Origin of the sequence: Roseibium sp. SCP14, assembly GCF_040329475.1 — a bacterium.
Classification (GTDB): domain Bacteria; phylum Pseudomonadota; class Alphaproteobacteria; order Rhizobiales; family Stappiaceae; genus Roseibium.
In genome coordinates, this window is the sequence record NZ_JBDZYH010000005.1 from 510,851 (window position 1) to 531,855 (window position 21,005).

Annotated in this window: 19 protein-coding genes; 15 read left to right on the plus strand and 4 right to left on the minus strand. The window is 56.9% G+C overall.

The genetic code is table 11. From position 1 onward, the window contains the following. Positions 1-42: 42 nt before the first annotated feature. The 3 genes from ABLQ08_RS22445 to ABLQ08_RS22455 form a co-directional block, all read right to left on the minus strand. Positions 43-2,823: an EAL domain-containing protein gene (locus ABLQ08_RS22445; protein WP_352946647.1), complete on the minus strand. Its 2,781-nt coding sequence runs from the start codon at positions 2,821-2,823 to the stop codon at positions 43-45. 125 nt (positions 2,824-2,948) lie between these two features. Next, complete coding sequence (locus ABLQ08_RS22450; RefSeq protein ID WP_352946649.1) at positions 2,949-3,752, minus strand: PstS family phosphate ABC transporter substrate-binding protein; 804 nt, start codon at positions 3,750-3,752, stop codon at positions 2,949-2,951. A gap of 408 nt (positions 3,753-4,160) precedes the next feature. After that, positions 4,161-5,210: a LacI family DNA-binding transcriptional regulator gene (locus tag ABLQ08_RS22455; protein WP_352946650.1), complete on the minus strand. Its 1,050-nt coding sequence runs from the start codon at positions 5,208-5,210 to the stop codon at positions 4,161-4,163. Between the two features lie 172 nt (positions 5,211-5,382). Between ABLQ08_RS22455 and ABLQ08_RS22460 the strand changes: the two genes are divergently transcribed. The 8 genes from ABLQ08_RS22460 to ABLQ08_RS22495 all read left to right on the plus strand — a co-directional run bounded on the left by ABLQ08_RS22460 (position 5,383) and on the right by ABLQ08_RS22495 (position 13,740). Continuing rightward, a complete protein-coding gene (locus ABLQ08_RS22460) occupies positions 5,383-6,615 on the plus strand; it encodes an ABC transporter substrate-binding protein (RefSeq protein WP_352946652.1) in 1,233 nt (410 codons plus the stop codon). A 135-nt stretch (positions 6,616-6,750) separates the two neighbouring features. Next, a complete protein-coding gene (locus ABLQ08_RS22465; RefSeq protein ID WP_352946655.1) occupies positions 6,751-7,644 on the plus strand; it encodes a carbohydrate ABC transporter permease in 894 nt (297 codons plus the stop codon). A gap of 1 nt (position 7,645) precedes the next feature. Continuing rightward, entirely contained in the window at positions 7,646-8,575 is a 930-nt protein-coding gene (locus tag ABLQ08_RS22470; RefSeq protein ID WP_352946871.1) for a carbohydrate ABC transporter permease, read from the plus strand. 11 nt (positions 8,576-8,586) lie between these two features. Then, a complete protein-coding gene (locus ABLQ08_RS22475; protein WP_352946657.1) occupies positions 8,587-9,675 on the plus strand; it encodes an ABC transporter ATP-binding protein in 1,089 nt (362 codons plus the stop codon). 32 nt (positions 9,676-9,707) lie between these two features. Then, on the plus strand, positions 9,708-10,454 hold the full coding sequence (locus ABLQ08_RS22480; RefSeq protein ID WP_352946660.1) for a sugar phosphate isomerase/epimerase family protein: 747 nt from the start codon (positions 9,708-9,710) through the stop codon (positions 10,452-10,454). 9 nt (positions 10,455-10,463) lie between these two features. Then, on the plus strand, positions 10,464-11,597 hold the full coding sequence (locus ABLQ08_RS22485; RefSeq protein WP_352946662.1) for a Gfo/Idh/MocA family protein: 1,134 nt from the start codon (positions 10,464-10,466) through the stop codon (positions 11,595-11,597). After that, entirely contained in the window at positions 11,597-12,643 is a 1,047-nt protein-coding gene (gene mgrA, locus ABLQ08_RS22490) for an L-glyceraldehyde 3-phosphate reductase (RefSeq protein WP_352946665.1), read from the plus strand. The genes ABLQ08_RS22485 and mgrA overlap by 1 nt, the downstream gene beginning before the upstream one ends. Positions 12,644-12,684: 41 nt before the next feature. Continuing rightward, complete coding sequence (locus ABLQ08_RS22495) at positions 12,685-13,740, plus strand: sugar phosphate isomerase/epimerase family protein (RefSeq protein ID WP_352946667.1); 1,056 nt, start codon at positions 12,685-12,687, stop codon at positions 13,738-13,740. Positions 13,741-13,862: 122 nt separating this feature from the next. Here ABLQ08_RS22495 and pcaQ read toward each other — a convergent pair whose 3' ends face one another. Then, the gene (pcaQ, locus tag ABLQ08_RS22500; RefSeq protein ID WP_352946670.1) at positions 13,863-14,783 is read right to left on the minus strand and encodes a pca operon transcription factor PcaQ; all 921 of its coding nucleotides are present in this window, start codon (positions 14,781-14,783) and stop codon (positions 13,863-13,865) included. A gap of 137 nt (positions 14,784-14,920) precedes the next feature. On the opposite strand from pcaQ, the gene pobA reads away from it, so the two are divergent. Genes pobA through ABLQ08_RS22535 form a run of 7 tightly spaced genes read left to right on the plus strand, consistent with a single transcriptional unit; the run spans position 14,921 to position 20,866 of the window. Next, positions 14,921-16,090 carry a 4-hydroxybenzoate 3-monooxygenase gene (gene pobA, locus ABLQ08_RS22505; RefSeq protein ID WP_352946673.1) on the plus strand — a complete coding sequence of 390 codons (1,170 nt, stop codon included), beginning with the start codon at positions 14,921-14,923 and terminating at the stop codon, positions 16,088-16,090. Further along, positions 16,090-16,890: a 3-oxoadipate enol-lactonase gene (gene pcaD, locus ABLQ08_RS22510; protein ID WP_352946676.1), complete on the plus strand. Its 801-nt coding sequence runs from the start codon at positions 16,090-16,092 to the stop codon at positions 16,888-16,890. Before pobA ends, pcaD begins: the two co-directional genes overlap by 1 nt. Continuing rightward, positions 16,874-17,269, plus strand: a complete 396-nt coding sequence (gene pcaC / locus ABLQ08_RS22515) for a 4-carboxymuconolactone decarboxylase (RefSeq protein ID WP_352946679.1) — start codon at positions 16,874-16,876, stop codon at positions 17,267-17,269. Before pcaD ends, pcaC begins: the two co-directional genes overlap by 17 nt. Positions 17,270-17,296: 27 nt before the next feature. Continuing rightward, positions 17,297-18,022: a protocatechuate 3,4-dioxygenase subunit beta gene (pcaH, locus tag ABLQ08_RS22520; protein WP_352946682.1), complete on the plus strand. Its 726-nt coding sequence runs from the start codon at positions 17,297-17,299 to the stop codon at positions 18,020-18,022. Positions 18,023-18,024: 2 nt separating this feature from the next. Then, on the plus strand, positions 18,025-18,645 hold the full coding sequence (gene pcaG / locus ABLQ08_RS22525; RefSeq protein WP_352946685.1) for a protocatechuate 3,4-dioxygenase subunit alpha: 621 nt from the start codon (positions 18,025-18,027) through the stop codon (positions 18,643-18,645). A gap of 17 nt (positions 18,646-18,662) precedes the next feature. Beyond that, positions 18,663-19,496: a 3-keto-5-aminohexanoate cleavage protein gene (locus ABLQ08_RS22530; RefSeq protein ID WP_352946687.1), complete on the plus strand. Its 834-nt coding sequence runs from the start codon at positions 18,663-18,665 to the stop codon at positions 19,494-19,496. A gap of 53 nt (positions 19,497-19,549) precedes the next feature. Beyond that, positions 19,550-20,866, plus strand: a complete 1,317-nt coding sequence (locus ABLQ08_RS22535; protein ID WP_352946690.1) for a lyase family protein — start codon at positions 19,550-19,552, stop codon at positions 20,864-20,866. Positions 20,867-21,005: the final 139 nt, after the last annotated feature.

The following is a 21,005-nucleotide window of genomic DNA, read 5'->3' on the forward strand; positions in this document are numbered from 1 at the left end:
CATTCAGAAATTGCCGATTGAAGACGCGGCAGCCCGGCAGTCTTATTGGGCTGCCGCCGTAAAGGTGCTTTGACTGGCGTAGACGAGCGCCTCGGTTTCCGTGATCGGCTTCGGACTTCCCAGGAAATAGCCCTGCGCATCGGTGCATCCGATCTCCGTGAGCATGTCCAGAAGCTGCTTCGTCTCAACACCTTCAGCAGTCGTCGTCATGTTCAGGTTTTTCGCCAGTTCTATCACGGCCTGAACGATTGAGACGGAATCTTCCGAGTAGGCCATCGAGCGGACGAAGGACTGATCGATCTTGATCTTGTCGAAGGGGAAGCGACGCAGGTAACTGAGAGAAGAGTATCCGGTTCCGAAATCGTCCATGGACACTTTCACGCCGAGGGACTTGGCCTGATGGAGCGCATCCAGAACATCATCGGCATCGGTGAGAAGCACGCTTTCCGTGACCTCAAGCTCCAGGCGCTCGGCCTGCAAGCCGGACTTTGCAAGGGCATTGATCAGGACCGGTCCGAATGCGTGACCACGCAGCTGTCTCGGTGAAAGGTTCACGGCTATCCGAAGATGGCCCGGCCAGCGCGCCGCGACACGGCAGGCTTCGTTCAGCACCCATTCGCCGAGCTGCAGGATGAGGCCGGTATCTTCGGCCAGTGAAATGAACTCGCTCGGTGAAACCATCCCGCGTGTTGGATGGTGCCAGCGCAGCAATGCCTCAAACCCGGAGATAGTATTGGCCTTCAGAGAGTATTGCGGCTGGAAGTAAAGTTCCAGTTCTTCATTTGCGACGGCATTTCGCAAGTCCGTGATCAATTCCCTACGGTCGTTTACCGCTGTTCCCATATCAGTTTCGAAGAAGCGATAAGTGTTTCGTCCGTCCTCCTTGGCCTGATACAGGGCCAGGTCTGCCTGTTTGAACAATTCGTCAAAACCGGCCTCGTCGCCGTTGGCGATCGAGATGCCGATACTTACGCCGATGACGATCTCATGGTCCGCAATCTGGAAAGGTTGATGCAATTCCCAGATGACCGATTGCGCCAGTTCTTCGATCACGTTTCGGTCAACCGGCAGGTCCGAAAGTATGGCGAATTCATCACCGCCCAACCTCACGACCAATTCACGTGCACTGACGAGCGCTTTCAACCGTTCTGCGACTTGCCGAAGCAATTCGTCGCCAATCGGATGCCCCAGAGAATCGTTGACGGTCTTGAACTCATCCAGATCGAGGCAAAGAATTGCAAACTCGCCTCCGCGGCGTTGCTGCCGCTGGAGCAATTGCTCGATCTGATCGCGAAACTCTATTCTGTTTGGCAATTGCGTCAGGATATCGTGGCGAGCAAGGAAGGCCAGTCTGTCCCGCGCTTCCTGGCGTTCGGTAATATCTTCCGAAATCGCCACCCAGCCACCATCAGAAAGCGGCTGGCGCGTGGTCAAAACAATCCGGCCAGACCGGATTTTCACCATTTCGGTGCTTTGCGCCACCGGTTGCGAAAGCGCCAGCGGGAAGTGTCGGTCGAGGGCCTTTTCCGGTTCCGGATCAAGTTTTTCAACCTTGTGGAGGGCCGCAAGCTCTGCAGTGGTCATGCCGGGCTTAATGGCGTCCGGCTCCAGTTCGAAGAGCTCCACGAACCGTTGGTTCGAGACAATCAGCTTACCTTCGGCATCGAACATACACAGGCCATGAGACATATTGTTCAGGGCCGCATCAAACAGAATATTCTGCTCTCGAAGCTTGGTTTCCTGAGATTTCAGAATTGTATTCTTCTCATGAACGCGAATGCGCAGAGCATCACGCTCCTTGACGGAACGTTGCAATGACACAACCGATCTCGCGATGTCGCCAACTTCATCGAGACGCTCGGTCCCGACAACCTCGCTCTCGAAATCACCGGCCGCGATCCCGGAAAGGACACGTGTGATGTTGGTCAGAGGACGCGTGATCTGGCGGGAAAGCAAGAATGCCACGGAAGCAAACGCAACCAGTGTCAGCAGACCGAACAGAAAAAGCCATCTGAGCAGTTTCGCTTCTTCTTCCGTTCCGATCCTCGTCAGTTCGTTTTGAGTCTCGTTAAGCTTTGAGATCGGCAGCAGCGCACAAACCGTCATGGGGTAGACCGGCACGCCACACTCGATGACATGTTCACCATTCATGGTGATGTTGGGTTCATTGGCCGCCCGATCGAGGTCGGCAAGAGCCCCGTCAAAATTCGCTCGGGAAATCACCTTGCTGTCATAAACAACGGCAAGTTCGAAGGAGTTGATCTTGGCCAGATCCGCGAGAATAGGTTCGTTCGGACGAAGCCAACGCTGCGCGAGAAGTCCTCCGATGACGTAACCGAAGTCATCAAAGACAGGCACGAAGACGACCTGTGAAATGCTGTTTATGTTTTCTCCCGGAACAAGCACTCGCGTTTCGGACAGAGGCAGAATTGCGGAATAGGTCAGCTTGGCATCGGGGAAACTGTCTTGCAGAGACCGGGTAATTTCACCGAAGAAGCTGAATTCCTGGATTCTGGCGCCAAGTGTTACGAGATCGGCTTCATAGGATGAAGCGCCGATGACACGTCCTTCTTCGTCAAGGACGACGATACCATCGACATCCGCCAATTGCGCTGCAGGTCCGAGCAGCTCCGACATCGCCACCACATTGCGCGAACTGACTGCGTTGCCGGTCTCGAGCCGTTCGGCGATGGCGTTCACACGCCGGAGCCTGTCTTCAAAAAGAAACTCCAGGCGCGTTCCGGCCAGTTTGACATCCGCGGTAAGCGCTTCAAGCAAGCGGGTATGCGACAGCTTCTGCAGTTCCGTCTGTTGACGGGTCATGCTGTCTTCCAGCTGATAGGCCACAAGTCCAATCAAGCCTGCAAACGCGCATAGCGCTGTGAAAACAGCGCCATACGTGTAATGCCAGAGAAGTGACGAGTGACGTATCATGCTTTGCCAGAGTGCTAGTTCTTGACGGGCACACCACCGTAATTCTTCATCAGTTCGTGAGCCTTGTCTGACTGACTGAACTCAATGAAAGCTTTCATCTGATCGTCGAGGGTGCCGTCCTTGTAGATCAGGGCCAGCGTCACGGCGCTTGGATAGTTGTCGTCGGTCGGATGCGCACCGTTGATCCGAATAACCGACAGGTCATCTTCAAGCAGGCGGGAATAAGGACCGAATGCGATCGCCCCTTTCTCGTCTCTCGCCGTCGAAATCGCGTCCTGGGTTGTCAACGCGGTTTTGGAACGCCGGGACATTTCAAGGTCGCTCCAGCCTGGCATGGAAGCTCGCAACACCTGCAATGTGCTGTCCGCATCTTCCCGGCGAACGAGACGAACACGCAGATCAGCGCCGCCCAGTTCGGACCAGTTCCTGATTTTGCCTGAATAGACCTTGACGAGGTCTTCGCTGGAAAGCTCCTCGATCCCCGTCGACGGGTGTGCAAATATGGCGCTCGGAATCTTCGCGATGGGCAGGTAAACCAGTCCATACTCGACTTCGCTTTCCTTCAGCGGTCGCGCAACCCGGCCAAGGCGCTCCGTACCAGAACTGACGGCAGCAATGCCGCCTCCGGACCCGATGCTTGGCGGTATGGACAATTTGATTTCGGGATGCTCTTCGCCGAAGCCTTCACCGATTTCCCGAAGCATCTCAAGACCATCACCGGTCCCAACGACATTGAGCTCGGATTGTGCCCGGGCGCTTTCCGGTTGCATAAACATCGCGCAAAACGACAGGGCTAGACTGACGGCCAGAATCCGCATTTTTACCACCAAAATTTACTCGTGTTTTCCAGAATGCCTCATTCAAGTTAATTAAAGACTAAATGGATGGGATAAATTACAATGAAAATGTAATCAAATTGAACGAAACAAAGAAAAAGGCAAAATCAAGGCAAATGTAAAACGCACAGTTGATGTGAATTATTTACCCATGGGCAATAATTACCCATCCTCCCCACTTCGTCACTCGTACACAACCGAGATACAACTTCTCCAAGAGATTCAACCGGCCACAAGATCGGCAAAGCTACAAGAATTCACACAAAACCTTACGTAGGGTCCAAAATACACTTGCGGACAGAGAGACGTCCTAAACAGCACTGATGTCCACATCACTTCCCAGGCCATTGCAAGATTCATGGATCTTCCTGGAGAAGAACCAAAACGTAATCAGCCGGCCGGAGGTGCAGCGCTTTGCCGAACGACAAGTTCGACGTCGACCACAACCGGAGCCGTACGTTCGGCCAGCGCAACCGGCTCCGGATCAATGCATTCCATGAGCAACGTTGCTGCCTTTCTCCCAAGCGCACGCCTGTCCTGCCGGATGGTCGTCAGGGCGGGAACGTAATATTCTGAGAGTTCGATATCGTCGAAACCAACGACCGAAATATCCTCCGGCACACGCAAGCCATTGGCGCTCAAGGTGGACATGAGACCGAATGCCACCTGGTCCGAAGCACAAAAGACGGCAGTCGGGCGGTGTTCCATCGCGATGATCCTTTCCGCTGCCTGGCGGCCGGATTCCAGGGAAAAGTCTCCGCGGATTATCCAGTCGTCCTTGACAGGCAATTCCAGGCGTGCCCGCTCGGCCAGCATTCCCTCTCGCCTTGCGTGGGTGAGGACATTCTCCTGAGGTCCGGTTACGTGTGCGATTTTGCGATGTCCCAGATCGAACAGGTGCTGCACGGCAAGCCTTGCGCCGCGAGCATTGTCGCTGCGCACGGAAGGAAGGCAGGTGTCATGGACCCACTCACAGGCAAAAATGATCCGATCAGACAGGCCGTTGTCGCTGAATTGCCGTAGCTCGTGGCCTGACAGTCCTCCATCCAGACAGATCATGCCATCCACCTGGGAATCCAGGAAATAGTCGACAAACAGTTTTCCCGATTGTGCCTGATCCTTCGTATCTGCAATCAGCACGGAGGTGTCGCTGTCACCAAAGCACTCGCTCATGCCAGCCAATATCTGCGAGAAAAACGGATTGCCCAGGTTGGGAACGAGGACGAGAACCGCCCCTGCCTGACGCGTTCTCAAGTTTCGTGCGGCCTTGTTTACCCTATAACCGGTTGAGCGGATCGCGGCAAAAACGACTTCGCGGGTTGCTTCAGTGAGAAGTTCAGGGTTGCTGAGCGCACGACTGACGGTCGCTGTCGACACCCCCGCCTCCTTGGCAACATCTCGAATTCTAATGCTTTTTTGAGACAACACCCTCTCCGGCATCTTTTGACTTTCTTCATTTCCTACATTCCGGGTTGACACAAGGCCAATTCCCGAGAATGATAAATGTAATCGATTACATGTATATACACAACCAAATGTAATCGATTACAAATATGCAGCATCGGCTGCATGTGAGGACAATCGAACGTTTCTTGTTCGGTGGGAGGAAGATATGAAAGCACTACGCGCAGTCTTTGCGGCGACAACAGCACTTTGCGCAGCAAGCGCAGCAAATGCGACCGATCTGGAAGTAACCCACTGGTGGACATCGGGCGGTGAAGCCGCCGCTGTTGCCGAATTCGCGAAAGCCTTCGACGCCACCGGCAACAAATGGGTCGACGGCGCAATTGCAGGTTCCGGCGGAACGGCCCGCCCGATCATGATCAGCCGCATCACCGGCGGCGATCCGATGGGCGCCACGCAATTCAACCATGGCCGCCAGGCAGAGGAACTGGTTGAAGCAGGATTGATGCGCGACTTGTCCGACGTTGCCGCGGAAGGAAAGTGGGACGAAATCGTCTTTCCGAAAAGTCTGCTCGACAGCTGCACGCTTGACGGCAAAATCTTCTGTGTACCGGTCAATATTCACTCTCAGCAATGGCTTTGGCTGAACAACTCGGTCTACGAAAACCTCGGCATCCCGGTCCCGAGCAATTGGGACGAGTTTGTTGCCGCCGCTCCGAAACTGGAAGAAGCAGGAATTGTTCCGCTGGCAATGGGCCAGCAACCGTGGCAAACCACCCTCGCCTTCCAGGTTCTGCTGGTCGCACTGGCCGGGCCCGAAACCTACACGCAGGTCTTTGGCGACAAGGATGCCGACCTCGCAGCCGGACCGGAGCTTGCGAAGATCTTCCAGGCTGCCGCAGTCGCTCGCGACATGGCGAAGAACTCCAACGTTCAGGCCTGGAACGATGCCACCAACATGGTCATCACCGGCAAGGCCGGCGGTCAGATCATGGGCGACTGGGCACAGGGAGAGTTTCAGGTGGCCGAACAGGTGGCCGGAAAGGACTACACCTGTCTTCCCGGTCTTGGCGTCAACGAAGTCATCATGACCGGCGGCGATGCCTTCTATTTCCCGAAAGTGGACGACCCGGCAATTACCGCGGCCCAGGGAGAGCTGGCCAAGGTCATGATTTCTCCCGAAACCCAGGTCGCCTTCAACCTGAAAAAGGGCTCGCTTCCGGTGCGCGGAGACGTGGACCTAACCGCGGCAAATGACTGCATGCGCAAAGGTTTGGACATCCTTTCCAAGGGCAACATCATTCCAGGTCCGGATCAGCTGATGTCCGCAGACAGCATTGCCCAGGTCAACGACCTCTTCGTGGAGTTCTTCAACAACCCGTCCATGTCGGCAGAAGATGCGCAGGCACTGTTTGCATCGATCATCGGCAACGCTGACTGATACCTCCATGCGTGCCGTCGTCCCGAGCTAGTGGGGCTTGCAGAGGGACGGCGTCCTCCAGCCCTGTGCGCAGCAATGCGCGCAGGGAACGCCGAAGTAACTATCGGACCGAATATCGACAAGGAAATCTGAAGCATGGCGGCAACAACGGGCCCAGCTAGATGGCACCGTAACTTGAGTGCCAAGATAGCGGCAATTCCGATGATCACCACCGCTATGGTGGTCTTCATCGGCGGGACCGCCTGGACGGTTCTTTACTCCTTCACCAGTTCAAAACTCCTGCCAAAGGAAAAATTCGTCGGATTTGCCCAATACGAACGTCTCTGGAACAGCAGCAAATGGCTCATCTCAATCGAGAATCTGGCCATTTACGGAGGTTTTTCGCTGATCTTTTCCCTGGTAATCGGCTTCGTACTCGCGGCCCTGCTTGACCAGAAGATCCGGTTCGAAGACACGTTCCGTACAATTCTGCTTTATCCGTTCGCCTTGAGCTTCATCGTGACCGGTCTTGCCTGGCAATGGATCCTCAACCCGGATTTCGGCATCCAGCACGTGGTGCGCAGTCTCGGATGGGAGAGCTTTTCCTTCGATCCGCTCTACAACCCGGACATCGTGATCTACGGCATTCTGATTGCGGGGCTGTGGCAGGGAACCGGCTTGATCATGTGCCTCATGCTGGCAGGACTTCGCGGTATCGATGAAGACATCTGGAAGGCGGCGAAGATCGACGGAATCCCCATGTGGAAGACCTATATCTTCATCGTCATTCCGATGATGCGCGGCATTTTCATCACCGCCATCGTCCTCGTCGCCTCCGGCATCATCAAGGTCTACGATCTGGTGGTCGCCCAGACCGGCGGCGGGCCGGGCATCTCTTCCGAAGTGCCGGCCAAATATGTCTACGATGCGATGTTCCTGTCGCAGAACCTCGGCCAGGGCTTTGCCGCCTCAACGATGATGCTTCTGACGGTCGCCATCATTGTCATTCCGTGGGCCTATCTCGAATTCGGAGGCAAACGCCGTGGGTAACATGGAACGCATTTCCTCCGGGATCGAGCTTGCTCCCGTCAAGGACACCATGACCGGTCCGCGCGGTCCCAAGCCGCGCAAGATGATCTCGCGCCGGAACATCATGATCTACGGCACGCTTATCGTCGTGTCGCTCTACTATCTGCTGCCGCTCTACGTCATGATCGTGACGTCATTGAAGGGAATGCCGGAAATCCGGCTCGGCAACATTTTCTCTCCACCGGTCGAGATCACCTTCCAGCCCTGGGTCAAAGCCTGGGCCGAAGCCTGCACCGGTCTGAACTGTGACGGTCTTTCCCGAGGGTTCTTCAATTCGGTACGGATCCTTGTGCCTTCCGTCATTCTGTCGATCATCATCGCTTCGGTGAATGGCTATGCGCTCGCCAACTGGCGTTTCAAGGGATCGGAGACCTTTTTCACGATCCTGATCGTCGGCGCCTTCATTCCCTATCAGGTGATGATTTATCCGATCGTGATCATGCTGCGTGAAATCGGACTGTATGGAAGCCTGACCGGGTTGGTGATCGTGCACACCATTTTCGGCATGCCGATCCTGACGCTGCTGTTCCGCAACTATTTTGCATCCGTGCCGCAGGAGCTGTTCAAGGCCGCCCGTGTTGACGGCGCCGGATTCTGGGCAATCTACTTCCAGATCATGGTGCCCATGAGCCTGCCGATCTTCGTCGTCGCAATGATCCTGCAGGTCACCGGCATCTGGAACGACTTCCTCTTCGGCGTGATCTACACGAAACCGGATCTCTACCCGATGACGGTGCAGCTCAACAACATCGTGAACTCGACGCAAGGGGTGAAGGAATACAACGTCAACATGGCCGCCACCATCCTGACCGGCCTTGTTCCGCTCACCATCTACTTCATCTCCGGAAAACTCTTTGTCCGCGGTATCGCGGCAGGCGCCGTGAAAGGCTGAAGGCTAGTCCCATGCAACCAAGTATCGCTATCAAAAACCTCACCTTGAGCTTTGGCGCCCTGGACGTTTTGAAGGACCTGAACCTGGATGTCGGGCAAGGCGAATTCCTCGTGCTGCTCGGCTCTTCCGGATGTGGCAAGTCCACCTTGCTCAACTGCATCGCGGGCCTCTTGGATGTCAGCGACGGTCAGATCTTCATCGGCGGACGCAATGTCACCTGGGAAGAGCCTTCGCAACGGGGTATCGGCATGGTCTTCCAGAGCTATGCGCTTTACCCTCAGATGACCGTTGCGGGCAATCTGAGCTTCGGCCTGAAGAACGCAGGTCTGCCAAAGACCGAGATTGCGGAGCGTGTGAACCGCGCAGCCAAGATCCTGCAGATAGAACCCCTGCTCGACCGCAAACCGGCAGCGCTTTCCGGTGGACAGCGGCAGCGGGCCGCCATCGGACGGGCACTGGTCCGTGACGCCGATGTCTTTCTGTTTGACGAACCGCTGTCCAACCTGGATGCAAAACTGCGGGCCGACCTGCGGGTGGAGATCAAGCAGCTTCACCAGAAGCTCAGCAACACGATGATCTACGTCACCCATGACCAGATCGAGGCCATGACGCTGGCCGACCGCATCGCCATCATGCGCGGCGGTCAGATTCTTCAGCTTGCCTCTCCGAACGAGATCTACAACCGGCCCGCCAACAAGTATGTCGCCGAGTTTATCGGGTCTCCGACCATGAACTTCTTTGACGGGCATCTTGATACTGCAATCGCACCAAGCTTCACGACGGGAGACCGGACCTTCCCGCTGGAAGGCTACGAGTTCTCGGGCGAAGTGTCCGCGTCTGGCCCCGCCTGGTTCGGCATCCGGCCTGAACACATGGTCAGCGGGCCCGAGGCAGAGCAGGCGAAAATAAGCTTCAACAGCCAGGTGGAACTGGTGGAGCCGCTCGGCTCTGACACGCTCGCGCGCGTCTCAGCAGAAGGCAACACGCTTTGGGTGCGCATGGACGGCCAGGCTTCCGTGGATCACGGCGACAACCTCACGGTGGGCTTTGACCCTGCGCGCGCCAATCTCTTCGACAAGAAAACCGAAAACCGGATCTGACCGGTTCCCTCTCAACTTTCAGGAACACACCTATGGATGTTTCATTTCAACTTTATTCCGCCCGCGACTTCACTCCGTGGCAAATGGTGCTCGAACGCCTTTCCGAACTTGGTTATACCCAGGTGGAGGGATTTGGCGGAGCTTACGAGAATGCTCCAGCTTTCAGGGAACTGCTCGACAAGAACGCCTTGACAATGCCTTCCGGTCACTTTTTCCCGATGGAGCAATTCGAGGACGATCTGGAAAAGGTCCTGGAGACTGCAAAGACACTCGGTATGAAGCGCCTGTTCTGCCCGGCTCTTCCACCGGACCAGCGGGCCGCCAATGCAGCAGCCTGGCAGTCGGTGGGTGAGCGCCTGGAAGTCATCGGCAACAAGGTTCGCGATGCCGGCCTGAGGTTTGGCTGGCACAATCACGATTTTGAGTTCTTTGCCTGTGCCGACGGCCGTCTGCCGATGGAGATTTTGCTTGAGGCTGCACCGTCAATCGAATGGGAAGCCGATATCGCCTGGATCGTTCGCGGCGGTCAGGATCCGATGGACTGGATCAATCGTTATGCCGACAGGATCACCACAGCCCACGTGAAGGACATTGCCCCGGAAGGCGAATGCGCGGACGAAGACGGCTGGGCCGACGTCGGCCATGGCACTATGGATTGGAAAGCCATCATGGGTGCATTGCGCAAGATCGGTGTCGACCTGTTTGTCATGGAACACGACAAACCGTCCGACTTCGACCGTTTCGCAAAACGCTCCATCGAAGCATTCCGCACCTACTAAGGACACATCATGAGCAAGACACTTGGGATCGGCATCCTTGGATGCGGCAACATCTCGGCTGCCTACATGCGCCTCGCGCCGCTGTTCCGTGGCATCGAGGTTCGTGCCTGCGCCGACCTTAATGAGGCCGCGGCGAAAAACCGTGCCGAGGAATTCAACCTGCGCGCGGAAACCGTTGACGGACTTCTCACTGCCGATGACATCGACATCATCGTCAACCTCACAATCCCGGCGGCACATTTCGAAGTCTCTCGCAACATTCTGAACGCGGGCAAACACGTTTATTCGGAAAAGCCCTTTGTCCTGAGCGTCGAAGAAGGTCAGGCGCTTGCATCCATCGCAAGGGAAAAGGGTCTCCGGGTCGGCTCCGCCCCGGACACCTTCCTGGGAGGCGCACATCAGCTTGCCCGTTACCTCGTCGACACCAGTGCTGTCGGTCAGGTAACTTCGGGTACCTGTTTCGTGCAGAGCCCCGGCATGGAAATGTGGCATCCGAACCCGGACTTTTTCTTCCAGCCCGGCGGTGGACCGATCCTCGACCTCGGCCCCTACTACATTTCCAACCTGGTGCAGTTGCTGGGCCCCGTCAAAAGGGTCACGGCGATGAGTTCATCCGGTTCGGAATACCGGACAATCACTTCCCAGCCTCGTAATGGCGAAAAGATCAAGGTCGAGACCCCGACCACGATCCACGCGATCATGCAATTCGACTCGGGCGCCCAGGTTACCTATTGCGCAAGTTGGGACGTGTGGCAGCATGGCCATTCCAATATGGAGCTTTATGGTCGCGAAGGGACGCTGCACGTTCCGGACCCGAACTTCTTCGGCGGCGAAGTGCGGCTCACCGAGAAGAGCAGCTTCGTCAATATCTCCGAAAATTGGGACCATCCATTCTCTGTGGCCAATGACGGCAGCAATGCCAATTACCGGACGGCCGGTCTTGCGGACATGGCCCAGGCCATTCTCGACGGACGGCCACATCGCTGCTCGTTGGAATTTTCCCTGCATGTCGTAGATGTGATGACATCAATCCTCGCTTCCGGTGAAACGGGTGAGTACAAAGATATTCTCACCACATGCGAGCGTCCCGAGGCTCTTGGACCACAAGCGGCAAAGGACCTCCTGGCACAATCGGAGACATAATGACCTGGACCGCTGCGCAGACGCGCTACGACACTATGGAATATCGCCGTTGCGGGAGATCGGGACTGAAACTCCCGGTCATCTCGCTCGGCCTGTGGCACAATTTCGGCGACGACACACCTCATGAGCGCAAGCGAGAAATTGCTCGCACGGCGTTCGATCTCGGGATCACACATTTCGACCTGGCCAACAACTACGGGCCGAAACCGGGAGCTGCCGAACAGGCCTTCGGTGAGCTATTGCGAACTGATTTCGCGCCCTATCGGGACGAAATGATCATTTCCTCAAAGGCGGGTTACGAAATGTGGCCCGGCCCATATGGAGAATGGGGCAGCCGCAAATACCTGATCGCGTCCTGCGACCAGTCCCTGAAGCGGATGGGTCTCGACTATGTCGACATCTTCTATTCGCATCGCTTCGATCCGGACACGCCGCTGGAAGAGACCATGATGGCACTTGACCACATCGTCCGTTCAGGCCGCGCGCTTTATGTCGGCATTTCGTCCTACAATTCGAAGCGGACACGTGAAGCGGCCGCCATCTTGAAGGAACTGGGCACGCCCTGTCTGATCCACCAGCCAAGTTATTCGATGATCAACCGCTGGGTGGAAGAAGACGGTTTGCTGGATACGCTTGAAGATCTCGGCATCGGTTCGATCGCCTTTTCCCCGCTTGCCCAAGGCATGCTGACCAGCAAGTATCTGGGCGGCATTCCGGAAGGAAGCCGGGCAACGCAGGGCAAGTCGCTGAAAAACCAGTTCCTGAACGAGGAAAATCTGGCGACGATCCGGGACCTCAACGAGATCGCACAAAAGCGTGGTCAGACACTTGCCCAAATGGCTCTGGCCTGGGTCCTGCGCCGTGGCCGCGTGACGACCGCACTCATCGGTGCCAGCCGGAAAGAACAGGTGGAAGATTGCGTCGGTGCAGTTGCCAATCTCGACTTCACGGATGCCGAACTTGAGGAAATCGCGGCAAAGACGCGCGACGCCGACATCAATCTGTGGGCCGCTTCCGCAGAGCGGAAAGGTCCGCCGCGCAAATGATCCAATACTACTTCAATTCTGTCTAACGAGGGGACAAACATATGGCCGGACGGATCAAAGGACCTGCTCTTTTTCTGGCCCAGTTCGCAGGGGACGAGGCTCCGTTCAACTCGTTGCCCGCCATTGCAAAATGGGCTGCGGATCTCGGCTACAGGGGTATCCAGATACCCTCCTTTGACGGCCGGCTGTTCGATCTGGACAAGGCTTCTGAAAGCCAGGCTTATTGCGACGAGATCAAGGGGATCTGTGCAGACGCCGGCGTCGAAATAACCGAGCTGTCCACCCATCTGCAGGGACAGCTCGTCGCCGTTCATCCGGCCTATGACCTCGCTTTCGACGGCTTCGCGCCTGCGCATCTTCATGGCAATCCGCAGGCCCGGCAGGAATGGGCCGTCGACCAGATGAAGAAGGCGGCCAAGGCGAGCCGCAACCTGGGGCTCGATACGTCCGTCAGCTTCACAGGGTCTCTGGCTTTCCCTTACCTCTATCCCTGGCCGCAGCGGCCAGCGGGACTTGTTGAAGAGGCGTTTGCGGAACTTGCAAGACGATGGAAACCCATCCTGGACACTTACGAGGATCACGGCGTCGATATCGGTTACGAGATCCATCCGGGTGAAGATGTCTTCGACGGGGCGACCTTCGAGATGTTCCTAGAGGCGCTCGGAGGACACGGCCGCTGCCGCATCAACTATGATCCGTCGCATTTCCTGCTGCAGCAGATGGACTATCTGGCCTTCATCGACATCTATCACGAACGCATCTGCGCCTATCACGTGAAAGACGCCGAATTCAATCCGGATGGAAGGCAGGGTGTTTATTCCGGCTACCAGAGCTGGGTGAACCGCGCCGGACGTTTCCGGTCTCTTGGAGACGGTCAGGTCGACTTTTCAGGCATCTTCTCCAAGCTGGCACAATATGGCTATGACAGCTGGGCGGTTCTGGAATGGGAATGCTGCCTGAAGTCTCCTGAACAGGGGGCTGCCGAAGGGGCTCCGTTCATCGAGAGCCACATTATCGAAGTCACCGACAAGGCCTTTGACGATTTTGCGGGCGGCGATACGGATCAGGAGCAGATCCGACAGATGCTCGGGATCTGACGCCGACGTCTACTCCAGGTTGGAAATCTCTGCGTTGGACAGCCGGCTCACTTGCCCCTGGCGAGGGGTCGGCGACCGGCACCGCAGAAGCGTGTTTCGATGGCAGAGCACTGTCGTTCAACTCAGGACTTGAGCTGCATTTCGTCGATCACTGTTTGCACGGCAAGCCGGAAAACCTGTTCTTCCGCGCTTGCTTGCGTGTCCGGTCGCGTCATCAGCCCGACCGGTCCCTTGGTGATGTCGCTGTCGAAGGGCAAGCGTACCAGGTGGCCGTCATTGGTTTCGGTCTGAACCACGCCCGACGATATGATCCAGACGGCATCCGTCTGTCGTGTGTAAAGCCGGCCGAAGGCACCTGAAACCGTCTCGATCCTGTTCGGGATCTCACCGACACCATTGGCAATCATGAAACGCTCGACAAGCGGCCGGATTGCGGATCCCTCGGGTGGGTAAATCACCGGCCAGTCGACGATCCGTTTGACGTCCGGGTTCTTCAGAAGCGGATGGCCGGTGCGAACGACAAGATCAACCCGCTCCGAATAAAGCTGGGTGAAGGAAACACCTTCCATGGAGTCCGGGCGTCCGAGACGGCCGATGACAAGATCCAGCTCCCCCAGTTTCAGCCGCTCGATCAGGTAGCCGTGGGGACCGTCCATGATATGCACCATGACGTTGGGAGCGAGCTCTGAAAACTCCTGAATGACCGGTGGAATGAAACTGGCGGCAACGCTGGGAAGCGCACCGACCTTCAATGTTGCCCGGGCATGCTCACCTTCCTTTTCGACGCCGTCCAGTCCCTGCTGCAAGCTTGCCAGGGAGATCTGTGCAAAATGCAGGAACACCTTGCCCTGTTTCGTCAGCGCAATTCCTGCCCTGTTTCTGGTCATCAACGTGGCGCCAATGATCTCTTCAAGCTCTTTCAGAGTTTTGGAGATAGCAGGCTGCGTCAGGAACAGCTTGTCGGCGGCCAGTTTCAGACTGCGTTCCTGTGCAATCTCAACAAAACACTGGATGTGCCGGAATTTGATCCGTCGATCAATCATGACTGTGTCCCACGTCGTCCTCTCACGCTCGCGCCAAAGCTGACATTAGTTTCCTGTTTTGGCAACAAAGAGGCTCATTTACTCAATTTACTTCTCAATTTTGAACATTCAATATGAAGGCAACAGAGGAGGATCGCATGCGCACTCAAGTTGTCATCATAGGTGGTGGCCCGTCGGGGCTGCTGCTTGGGCAGCTGCTTCACCGGAAGGGTATTGAAACCGTTATTCTGGAACGGAAGACGCGTGACTATGTTCTTGCCCGCATCCGGGCCGGTATTCTCGAGACCGGTCTTGTCAACATGATGCGCGAGGCGGGTGTGTCAGAGCGCATGGACCGCGAGTGTTTTGTCCATCACGGCACCTGCATCTCCTATGAAAACGAAATGTTCGATATCGACTTTCACAAGTTGATCGGCCAGAACGTCATCGTTTACGGCCAAACGGAACTGACCCACGATCTTTATGATGCGCGGGACGCCGTTGGCGCCAGAACCATCTTCGAGGTCGAGGATGTGCAGATCTGTGATGCGGACCGCGACGCCCCGTATGTGACCTTCAACTCGGGCGGTGTGGAACAACGGATCGACTGTGACTTTGTCGCCGGTTGCGATGGTTTCCACGGCGTCAGCCGTACCACCATTCCCGACACGGTGCGCAAGGATTACGAAAAGGTCTTTCCCTTCGGCTGGCTCGGCATCCTGTCCGAAACCCCGCCGGTCCACGATGAGCTCATCTATGCGAATTCCGATCGCGGTTTCGCCCTGTGCTCAATGCGCAACGAGAACCTGTCCCGCTACTACGTGCAATGCGCATTGACCGACAAGGTTGAAGATTGGAGCGACGAGGACTTCTGGGACGAGCTTAAACGGCGGGTCCCTGAAGCGATTGCCGACAAGCTGGTGACGGGTCCGTCGATCGAAAAATCCATCGCGCCGCTCAGATCTTTCGTCAGCGAACCGATGCGTTGGGGACGGCTGTTCCTGTGCGGCGATGCTGCGCATATCGTGCCACCAACCGGCGCCAAGGGGCTGAACACGGCAGCCTCCGACGTTCACTATCTTTATGAAGCGCTGGTTCAATACTTCCAGGACAACGAAACGCACGGCATCGATCACTATTCGCAAAAGGCGCTTGCCCGCGTGTGGAAGGCCGAGCGGTTCAGCTGGGCAACGACCAACCTTCTTCACCGGTTCCCGGATCAGTCGGAATTCGACCTGAAAATGCAGCGCGCCGAAATTGAATCCCTGCACTACAACGAAGTTGCGCAGAAATGGTTCGCGCAGAACTATGTCGGGCTGCCCTACTGATGAAGATTGCCCGGCTAAAGTCTACTGACCTGCATTGGCGCGAAGACGGCGACCCGAATGGACTTCCTGTCGTTTTCGCAAATTCGCTCGGAACCGATCTGCGGGTCTGGGACAAGATCATCTATCTTCTGCCGCACACGGATTTTCGCTTCATCCGCTTCGACAAGCGCGGCCACGGCCTTTCCAGCTGTCCAGCGGGTCCCTACTCCATGGAAGAGCTTGTCGAGGACACAGAACAGCTCCTGGAGCATATCGGTGTTTCCTCGTGCATATTTGTCGGCCTTTCCATCGGCGGCATGATCGGGCAACTTCTGGCAAGCCGGAAACCGCAATCCGTCAAAGGCCTGGTGCTGTCGAACTCAGCGGCAAAGATGGGCCAGGCCACCATGTGGCAGGACCGGGTCGCACGCATTCGTCAAGGCGGGATCGAATGCCTCTCAGATGCCATTCTCGAGCGCTGGTTTTCTGAAGAGTTCCGGAAAACCGATGAATGCCAAGGCTGGCGGCACATGCTGACCCGAACGCCTGTGGAAGGCTATACCGGCTGCTGCGAGGCGATTGCCGGAACCGATCTCACGGGATCGACCTCGACCCTGAGACTTCCCGTTCTCGGTATTGGCGGGTCGGACGATCTGGCAAGTCCGTCCGATCTGGTGCGGGCGACTGCAGAACTCGTTCCAGGCGGCCGCTTCGTCGAGATAGCCGGTGCCGGCCATCTGCCTTGCGTAGAAAAGCCGGAACTCTTTGCCAATCATCTCATGACATTCCTGAAGGAGGACCTCCATGTCAGAACGCTATGAACGCGGCCAGGTCGTCCGGAAAGCCGTTCTCGGAGAAGATCACGTGGAGCGCGCGGAAGCGGGAAAAACCGATCTTGATGCACCGTTTCAGACCCTGATCACCGAAGGGGCCTGGGGAACCGTCTGGGCATCTGACGGCATCAGCCGCCGGGAGCGGTCCATGCTGACGCTTGCCCTTCTCGCGGCGCTCGGCAATTTCGAGGAGATCGCCATGCATATCCGGGCCACTGCACGCACAGGTGCCAGCAAGCAGGATGTGCTCGAAACCTTTCAACATGTCGCCGTTTACGCGGGCGTTCCGCGTGCAAATCAGGCACTTAAAATCGCCAAGGAAACCTATGCGGAGATGGAACAGGATATCCATCGGACGGACCGCTGAAGCCAGGTTCAAACGGGAGAGAGGAATATGAAACCAGGCCCCTTCTATCAGCGGGACCGGCAGTGGCAGCCACCGGCCTTGACGCCGGACTACAAGACGAGCGTATCCCGTTCGCCGCAATATTCGATGATCAGTCTGGAAACGACGGTCAGTGAGACCACCGGTCCGGTCTTTGGGCAAAACGACATCGATCCTTTGGACAAGGACCTTCTGAGTAACTATGCGAAGCCGGGCGAAAGCCCGATCGGCGAGCGCATCATCCTTCATGGACGAGTGCTGGATGAAAATGCCAGGCCCGTCCCAAACACGCTTGTGGAGATCTGGCAGGCCAATGCCGGTGGACGGTATCGGCACAAGAAGGACACCTATCTGGCGCCCATCGATCCGAATTTCGGCGGCTGCGGCCGCACTCTGACGGATGAGAACGGCTACTATTATTTCCGGACCGTCAAACCCGGCGCCTATCCCTGGCGAAACTGGGTGAACAGCTGGCGGCCCGCCCACGTTCACATGTCGATCTTCGGAACCGCCTTTGCGCAGCGCCTGATCACCCAGTGCTATTTCGAAGGGGATCCGCTCATCGCCAAGTGCCCGATCGTGAACACCATTCCGGACCCGGACGCAATCGAGCAGCTGGTTGCCCGGCTTGACCTGAATTCGACGATCCCGCTCGATACGATCGCCTATAAGTTCGATATCGTCCTGCGTGGCCGCCGGTCGACATTGTTTGAAAACCGGCTTGAGGGAAACTGATCATGCGTCAGCAACTTGACTATCTGAAAGAGACCCCCTCGCAGACGGCCGGTCCGTATGTTCATATCGGCCTGGCCCCAGGTGCCGCAGGGTTCGACATCTACAAGCAGGAACTCGGCTGGGATATCGCCGGTCCGAACGCGGCAGGCGAACGCATCCGTATCGAGGGCTGTGTGATTGACGGCATGGGTTCTCCGATCAAGGATGTGCTTCTGGAGGCCTGGCAAGCCAACGCGGACGGTCTCTACGCACACCCGGAACATGCAGGCGAGGTCGAAGAAGGTTTCCGAGGCTGGGGCCGCGTGATCACCGATTTCGAAACCGGTGAATGGGCGTTCGAGACGATCAAGCCCGGATCTGTGACCGGAAGCAGCGGCAAGGTGATGGCTCCGCATATCACGCTCTGGATCGTCGCCCGGGGCATAAATGTCGGTTTGCACACAAGGCTTTATTTCGAAGACGAATCTGCAGCAAATGCGGTCGACCCTGTGATAAACCTGATCGAATGGGAACGGCGCCGCAAGACGCTGCTTGCCAAAAGAACCGAGCGCGACGGCAAGACCGTCTACCGCTTCGACATAAAGTTGCAGGGAGAAGACGAAACGGTCTTCTTCGACATCTGATCGGGTTAAAGAACAAAATGACCAAGCCCTGTATTATCTGCGTTGCCATTACCGGCTCGGTGGCAACCAAGGAAAACAATCCGGCAGTGCCGACATCCGTGCCGGAACAGGTGGAAAGTACACACGAGGCGTTCGAGGCCGGAGCATCAATTGCCCATGTACATGTCCGCAACGACGATCAGTCGCCCTCCTCCGATCCGGAGAAGTTTGCCCGTCTGAAGGAAGGGCTGGAAAAACATTGCCCGGGCATGATCATCCAGTTTTCGACCGGCGGCCGCTCCGGAGCCGGACAGGCGCGCGGCGGAATGTTGCCGCTCAAGCCGGACATGGCGTCGCTTTCGGTCGGTTCGAACAACTTTCCGACCCGGGTTTACGAGAACCCGCCGGATCTTGTGGACTGGCTCGCCGGCGAAATGAGGACCTACGAGGTTAAGCCGGAAATCGAAGCTTTCGATCTCAGTCACATTCATCAGGCGGCAGCCATGAACCGCGATGGCCGCATTCCCGGCAAGCTCTACGTTCAGTTCGTCATGGGCGTGAAAAACGCCATGCCGGTCGATCGCGATGTCTTTGACTATTACATCAAGACGGTAGAACGCCTGGCACCGGATGCAGAGTGGTGTGCTGCCGGAATCGGCCGGCATCAGTTGACCGTCAACGAGTGGTGCATAGCGTCCGGAGGGCATACCCGTACCGGCCTGGAAGACAATGTTCGCCTGGACCGGGACACGCTTGCCCCTTCCAATGCGGCACTGGTGAAACGGGCAGCGGACCTTTGTGAAAAATACGACAGGCCGGTCGCCACCTGGCAACAGGCCCGAGAGATACTGGACCTCAGGACGGCTGCTTGACGCCCTTCCAATCCTGGCCCTCAATAGGGGGCTGACAGTCAATGGTGTGAGCCATGCCTTTATCTCTGTTCTCGAGCCCGGTCTATTCCGGGCTGTTTGCCGACGAGGAGCTTGCGCGGCTCCTCGACGATGCGAGCGATGTCGCTCACATGGTGCTCTTCGAGCGGGTGCTTGCCCGTGTACAGGGGCACCTGAACGTGATTCCTCACGAGGCGGCCGAACAGATTGACATGGCTCTTCAAAATGCCGCGCTCGACCCCGGGCAGTTGAGCGCTGGCACCCAGTCGGCAGGTATCCCCATACCGGCCCTTGTCACTCAGCTGCGTCAGCTTGTCGGCGGCGAAGCTGCGCAATGGCTTCATTGGGGAGCGACCACCCAAGACGTCATGGACACCGCGCAGGTGCTGCAGATCCGTTCCTGTCTCGACGTTCTGGAAGCCCGGATCAAGCGGCTGATCGACACGCTGCAGACGGAAAGCAACCATCACGCGGACCAGCTTCTGGCGGGCAGAACGCGCAGCCAGATTTCAACACCGATCACGCTCGGCTACCGCATCGCCCAATGGGCGCATCCGTTGATCAACATCGAAGCCGCTCTTCCAGAACTCCGCGGAACCGTGCTGAAGGTGCAGTTCGGCGGCGCTTCCGGCGTGAATTCGGCAATTGCTCCAGAGGGTCCTCTCGTCCTCAAGAAGCTGGCCGAAGAACTCGATCTGCATCCAAGCCCATCCTGGCATGTCAACCGCTCCTCCATCCTGGCTCTGGCCGGATGGCTGCAGCAGATCTGCGCGGCGCTTTCCAAGATGGCAGGTGATCTCATTCTGCTCGGTCGGACGGATATCGCGGAAGTTGCCAGCGGTACCGGCGGAGGGTCTTCGACCATGCCTCAAAAGGCAAATCCGGTTCAGGCGGAAACGATCCGGGTTCTCAATCGGATCGCGGTCACCGCACAGGCGGGTCTTGCGGCGGCTGCCGACCCGGCAGAGGAACGCGATGGTTCCAGATGGCCGCTGGAATGGATGTTTGTGCCGCAAATGCTGCTCTCGTCAGGCACAGCCCTGAACCATGCGCAAAGGCTCATCGAAAGCCTGGCGCCGCATCCTGACCGTCTCTTGGCAACACTGGACAACAATCCCGAGATGATGGCCGAAACGGCAAGTTTCATTCTGGCTAAGAACGGGGTTCCAAGATCTGAAGCAAAAAGCCTGGTTGCCACTGCAGCCGCAGATCCGGCGCCATTTGCCGAAGCCCTGGCCAAGGTCAGTCCCCTGGAGATTAACTGGAGAACAGCTCTGGATCCGAAAGAGGTGGTCGAGCCTGCCAAGGAAATGTCAGCCCGGATCTTCGCTCAGCGCAATCTGCCGGATTGAAGTCCAGTTCAATCGATAGCCGTTTCTTGAGATAGTGGCTGCAGACCAACCAAGTACAACTGAGCGCCGATGCTGCCCAAGGGGCCAGGCCGGAAAATGCAAAACGGCCTCAAGATCACTCTCGAGGCCGATTCATTTC

Excerpts from the sequence above, each read along its gene's own strand:
- ABLQ08_RS22445 (WP_352946647.1), bottom strand. The coding sequence starts at position 2,823 with ATGACCCGTCAACAGACGGAACTGCAGAAGCTGTCGCATACCCGCTTG.
- ABLQ08_RS22450 (WP_352946649.1), bottom strand. The coding sequence starts at position 3,752 with ATGCGGATTCTGGCCGTCAGTCTAGCCCTGTCGTTTTGCGCGATGTTT.
- ABLQ08_RS22455 (WP_352946650.1), bottom strand. The coding sequence starts at position 5,210 with ATGCCGGAGAGGGTGTTGTCTCAAAAAAGCATTAGAATTCGAGATGTT.
- ABLQ08_RS22460 (WP_352946652.1), top strand. The coding sequence starts at position 5,383 with ATGAAAGCACTACGCGCAGTCTTTGCGGCGACAACAGCACTTTGCGCA.
- ABLQ08_RS22465 (WP_352946655.1), top strand. The coding sequence starts at position 6,751 with ATGGCGGCAACAACGGGCCCAGCTAGATGGCACCGTAACTTGAGTGCC.
- ABLQ08_RS22470 (WP_352946871.1), top strand. The coding sequence starts at position 7,646 with ATGGAACGCATTTCCTCCGGGATCGAGCTTGCTCCCGTCAAGGACACC.
- ABLQ08_RS22475 (WP_352946657.1), top strand. The coding sequence starts at position 8,587 with ATGCAACCAAGTATCGCTATCAAAAACCTCACCTTGAGCTTTGGCGCC.
- ABLQ08_RS22480 (WP_352946660.1), top strand. The coding sequence starts at position 9,708 with ATGGATGTTTCATTTCAACTTTATTCCGCCCGCGACTTCACTCCGTGG.
- ABLQ08_RS22485 (WP_352946662.1), top strand. The coding sequence starts at position 10,464 with ATGAGCAAGACACTTGGGATCGGCATCCTTGGATGCGGCAACATCTCG.
- mgrA (WP_352946665.1), top strand. The coding sequence starts at position 11,597 with ATGACCTGGACCGCTGCGCAGACGCGCTACGACACTATGGAATATCGC.
- ABLQ08_RS22495 (WP_352946667.1), top strand. The coding sequence starts at position 12,685 with ATGGCCGGACGGATCAAAGGACCTGCTCTTTTTCTGGCCCAGTTCGCA.
- pcaQ (WP_352946670.1), bottom strand. The coding sequence starts at position 14,783 with ATGATTGATCGACGGATCAAATTCCGGCACATCCAGTGTTTTGTTGAG.
- pobA (WP_352946673.1), top strand. The coding sequence starts at position 14,921 with ATGCGCACTCAAGTTGTCATCATAGGTGGTGGCCCGTCGGGGCTGCTG.
- pcaD (WP_352946676.1), top strand. The coding sequence starts at position 16,090 with ATGAAGATTGCCCGGCTAAAGTCTACTGACCTGCATTGGCGCGAAGAC.
- pcaC (WP_352946679.1), top strand. The coding sequence starts at position 16,874 with ATGTCAGAACGCTATGAACGCGGCCAGGTCGTCCGGAAAGCCGTTCTC.
- pcaH (WP_352946682.1), top strand. The coding sequence starts at position 17,297 with ATGAAACCAGGCCCCTTCTATCAGCGGGACCGGCAGTGGCAGCCACCG.
- pcaG (WP_352946685.1), top strand. The coding sequence starts at position 18,025 with ATGCGTCAGCAACTTGACTATCTGAAAGAGACCCCCTCGCAGACGGCC.
- ABLQ08_RS22530 (WP_352946687.1), top strand. The coding sequence starts at position 18,663 with ATGACCAAGCCCTGTATTATCTGCGTTGCCATTACCGGCTCGGTGGCA.
- ABLQ08_RS22535 (WP_352946690.1), top strand. The coding sequence starts at position 19,550 with ATGCCTTTATCTCTGTTCTCGAGCCCGGTCTATTCCGGGCTGTTTGCC.